This is a genomic window from Yoonia sp., assembly GCF_042093035.1.
Lineage (GTDB): Bacteria > Pseudomonadota > Alphaproteobacteria > Rhodobacterales > Rhodobacteraceae > Yoonia.
Genome location: NZ_JBELFI010000164.1, coordinates 1 through 4000, shown reverse-complemented (window position 1 = coordinate 4000; position 4000 = coordinate 1). Strand labels below are relative to the sequence as shown.

The window sequence follows — 4000 nt, the reverse complement described above, 5'->3', positions numbered from 1 at the left end:
TCTTGTGATCCAGGCAGGCGAATTTTTCTCTATTCTTGGCCCGTCTGGCTGTGGCAAAACAACGATCCTGCGGGCTGTGTCGGGATTCGTGGAACCATCTGCCGGGCGTATCTTGATCGGAGACGCTGATCAGCGCGGCAAAGGGCCAAATGTGCGCGAAACCGCGCTGATTTTTCAAAACCTCGCATTGTTTCCGTTGATGCGGATCTGGGAAAACGTAGCCTTTGGGCTGGAAGCACGCGGCGTTGCCAAGCGCGCGCGCCGCGACAAGGCACAAGAACTGCTCGATCTTGTGGCTCTGACGGATCAGGCCGAGAAGACGCCAGGTGAATTGTCCGGTGGCCAGCGCCAGCGTGTGGCAATCGCGCGGGCATTGGCGGTGGATCCGTCGGTCCTGTTACTGGACGAGCCGCTGTCGGCGCTGGACCTGAAGCTCAGGCAACATATGAGAGCCGAGCTGCGAAGCATCCAGAAGAAAACTGGTGTGACTTTTATTTATATTACCCACGATCAGGGCGAAGCGTTAACCATGTCCGACCGGATTGCCGTCATGAACGCAGGGCGTATCGAACAAGTTGGAACGGCTGATGAGGTATACTCCAACCCAGTGTCGGCTTTTTCAGCGTCGTTTGTCGGTGAAGCCAATCAATTCGCAGGCCGCATTTTGGCACAAGATGGGGAGATGGCGCGGATTGATACCCCGCATGGGCAATTCAACGGGCGCAACCCGACCGGACTTGTGGTCGGGCAGGAGGCGATCTTGTTTGTCAGGCCGGAAAACATTCGCTTTTCTGCGGTGGAAAACGTGCTGCACACGCATCTGTTGCGCCGCGATCTTGAAGGGCCGTTTGTGAATCTGTTCATGGCCACACAAAGCGGGGCCTGCGTGGCGATGCATGTCCCCAACACCGCAGAGACAAGCCCTGCCATGGGCACTCAGGTCACGATCGGATTCATGAGCACCACCGCGACTATTCTGCCGCTTGGGCCGGTGGCACGCACCGGACAGGACATCGCCGCAGAATGAAAGATCTGGTCCGCAGTTTTGGCAAAGGGCTGACTACTCTGTTCGTTGCGGCTGTTCTGGGCTGGGCGCTGGTGCTTATTATCCTGCCGCAGCTGGCAATGCTTGAAATGGCGTTGACCAAGCCTGTGCGGCAGCTGGACAGCTCAATCGTTGGTTCGCTCGAAAGAGATGCCGCCAGTTGCGTGAACATCCTTGGTCAATATGCCGAACCCGACGCGCCCGCGTCTGAGAATGGCGGGATGGCGGTGCCGTCGATGTCGGGCATGGCCGTGCCTTCCCTATCCGGCATGGCGGTGCCGTCGATGTCGGGCATGGCTGCACCTACGTTAAGCGCGGATGCCGCGCGTCCGTACATTCTGCAATGCGACCGCGCCACGACCCAAAAACGGTTGGTGCGTGAAGACGGCGCAGAAGTTTACCTTGACCAGTTTTATGACTTACCGCTGCTCAGCGTTGCCGCAGATGCTTCCATCGCAGAGCAGATTGCCGCTGCTGGACAAATCGAAGCGCTTGCAGCGGGCCTGTATCAGCAACTGCTTGTCGAGGAGGCCAGTTCTGCAAGACTGGGCTTTGGCAATTTCACAGCGATCAGCAAGCCGGTTTTGATCCCCCGCTCGGAGGAGGCGCAAGCGCAAAGCGATGCCAGCCTGAACGGAAAGGCGATGTCGCTGCTGGGGCTGCGATATGCAGTCGACGGCCAGAACTACCAGCGTATTGGCATGGAAATACTCGTGCGGACGCTATTTTTCGCGGTTTGCGCAACGATGCTTGCCTTGGTTGTATGTTATCCGGTTGCGTACAAGGTTGCGCTTGCCACGCCGCCGCAGAAGGTGGTCTGGCTGATGCTGGGCCTGATAATTCCTTATGCAATCGTGGAACTGATGCGCATCTACGCATGGACCTCGATCATCGATAATCGGGGACTTATCAATGAAACACTGATGTGGGCTGGCGCTATCACCGAACCGATCCAGTTCAAGCGCTCGGCGCTAACGGTCTTTGTTGTGATCGTCTACACCTATGTCCTGTTTATGGTTTTCCCGATCTACAACGTGATGAGCACGCTGGACCGTAACCAGATCGATGCGGCCCGTGATCTTGGCGCATCAGCGCCCCGCCTGCACTGGCGGATCATCATTCCGCATTCCAAACCCGGTATTGCAGTGGGCTGTATCGCGACGTTCATGCTGGCGGCTGGCGCGTTCTCGGTGCCTCGGATCATCAGTCGTGGCCTCCAGTCGGAATGGTTCAGCCAGACGATCTACAACAAGTTTTTCGAGGTTAACAATTCCAACGTCGGTGCCGCTTATAGTTTTGCATATACGCTGATCTGCTTTTTGATCGTTGGTCTGTTCATGTGGATCATGCGGGCAAGGCTCAAAGATTTTGCGAGGGTGCAATGACGTCGCAACGCATTTTGAATGCCTATATCTGGGCGTTTCTGGCATTCATGTTTGCACCATTGGTGTTGATGATCATCGCGTCATTCAACGATGCCTCGCCGCCGTCGGTGACTGATTGGCGCGGGTTGACGGGCAAATGGTATGCGTTCTTCTGGATGTCCGAGGCGGAGTTGCGCGCCGATCCGGTGCTGCGTGCGCTGGATCGTGACCGGTTTATAGGTTGTTTTGGCAATTCGCTTCAGGTGGCGGCAGTGGTGGTGCCACTGTCGCTCATTCTCGGCCTTTCCGGCGCTGTGATGTTGACCCGCTGGCGCAGCAGGGCCAATGGGCTGCTTTGGTGGGTTCTGTTGTCGCCGATGTTGGCACCGGGGATTGTGTTGGGCTTATCGGCCTTGGTGTTCTGGGGCCGGCTCGGCGTTGGGGCAGGACTTTTCACGATCATGATGGCGCAAGTAACGTTTGTTGCGGGCTACCCCATGCTGATTCTGATGGCGCGCCTGCAACGCCAGCCGGTTGAATTGGAAGAAGCGGCCCTTGATCTGGGGGCAACCCCGTTTCTGGTCTTCAGACGAATAACTTTGCCGTTTCTGTTGCCTGCCTTGGCCTCTGCTGCTGTCATCGCCCTGCTCTCCTCGATTGAGAACTACAACACCACGATGTTTGCCAAAGGCGGAGCCTGCACCTTCGCTACCGAGATCGGCGCCATGAGCCGCAACCCCAACGGCCATCCGCCAGTGATCAATGCCGTAGGCTCGGTCATCATTTTAATCACGGTGAGCGCCGCGTTGGTCCACGCAGTTTTAACGCGCCGCGAAATGCGCTAACCTTTGCGCATGAAAATAATCGCCCGATGTCATCCTTTGCTGGAACCGCTTTTACCAAAACCAGTCCGCGCCACCCATGCGCTGCCCGATTGGCTGGGCGAGATGCCTTCGCAAATTGACGCCGTGACCCTTGGAGGCGCGACCGTCCGCACGCTCAAACACTGTCCGCCGATCATTGATGCGATGCGGCTGGGTGTTCTGATCTTGTGCCCGACAGACATCACCGTGCGCGGGGGGGTGGTCTCGTGGGATTGGGACCCGCCGATCCTGACAGACGCCAACATCAGCCGCGCACCCATTGGCGTTCATGTGCCCGAGCAGGCCGAGGGCAGCCCCTATGCAGGACAACAGCTTTTTCTGAAATTCATGAATTTCTGGACATTGCAAACGCCGCCCGGCTGGTCGCTTTTGTTCATGCACCCACAGGGCTATCCTGATCTGCCATTTACCACGCTGGGCGGTGTGGTCGATTGCGACACCTATAGTGATGGCTATGTGCATTTTCCTGCGCTTCTCACGCCGGGGTTCGAGGGTGTGATCCCCAAGGGGACGCCCGTTGCACAGGCCGTGCCCGTTCAAAAAGAGACAGCGCTCGAGATCGCAGCGATGTCACCTGTGCAAGTCGCAGACAACCGCGCTGTCCAAGATGAGCTGGCGCGCACGCCGGGCCAATCCCGCAAGGTATTTCGCCGCTAGGGTTCAAGGCTGAGCGGGACAGACCCTTTTGCTGTGCGGGTCTGGGTTTT

The 4000-nt window shown here is 57.5% G+C and carries 4 protein-coding genes; all 4 read left to right on the top strand.

Annotated features, from left to right (window positions below):
- Positions 1-1027 (top strand): ABC transporter ATP-binding protein (locus tag ACFDSS_RS13865; protein WP_375256312.1); only part of this gene is annotated, 1027 nt, incomplete at its 5' end.
- Positions 1024-2430 (top strand): ABC transporter permease, encoded by a 1407-nt coding sequence (locus ACFDSS_RS13860; protein WP_213396220.1) that lies wholly within the window; start codon positions 1024-1026, stop codon positions 2428-2430. The genes ACFDSS_RS13865 and ACFDSS_RS13860, both read left to right, overlap by 4 nt.
- Positions 2427-3254, top strand: a complete 828-nt coding sequence (locus ACFDSS_RS13855) for an ABC transporter permease (RefSeq protein WP_375256311.1) — start codon at positions 2427-2429, stop codon at positions 3252-3254. Before ACFDSS_RS13860 ends, ACFDSS_RS13855 begins: the two co-directional genes overlap by 4 nt.
- 9 nt (positions 3255-3263) lie before the next feature.
- Complete coding sequence (locus ACFDSS_RS13850) at positions 3264-3950, top strand: hypothetical protein (protein WP_375256310.1); 687 nt, start codon at positions 3264-3266, stop codon at positions 3948-3950.
- The last annotated feature ends 50 nt before the right edge of the window (positions 3951-4000 follow it).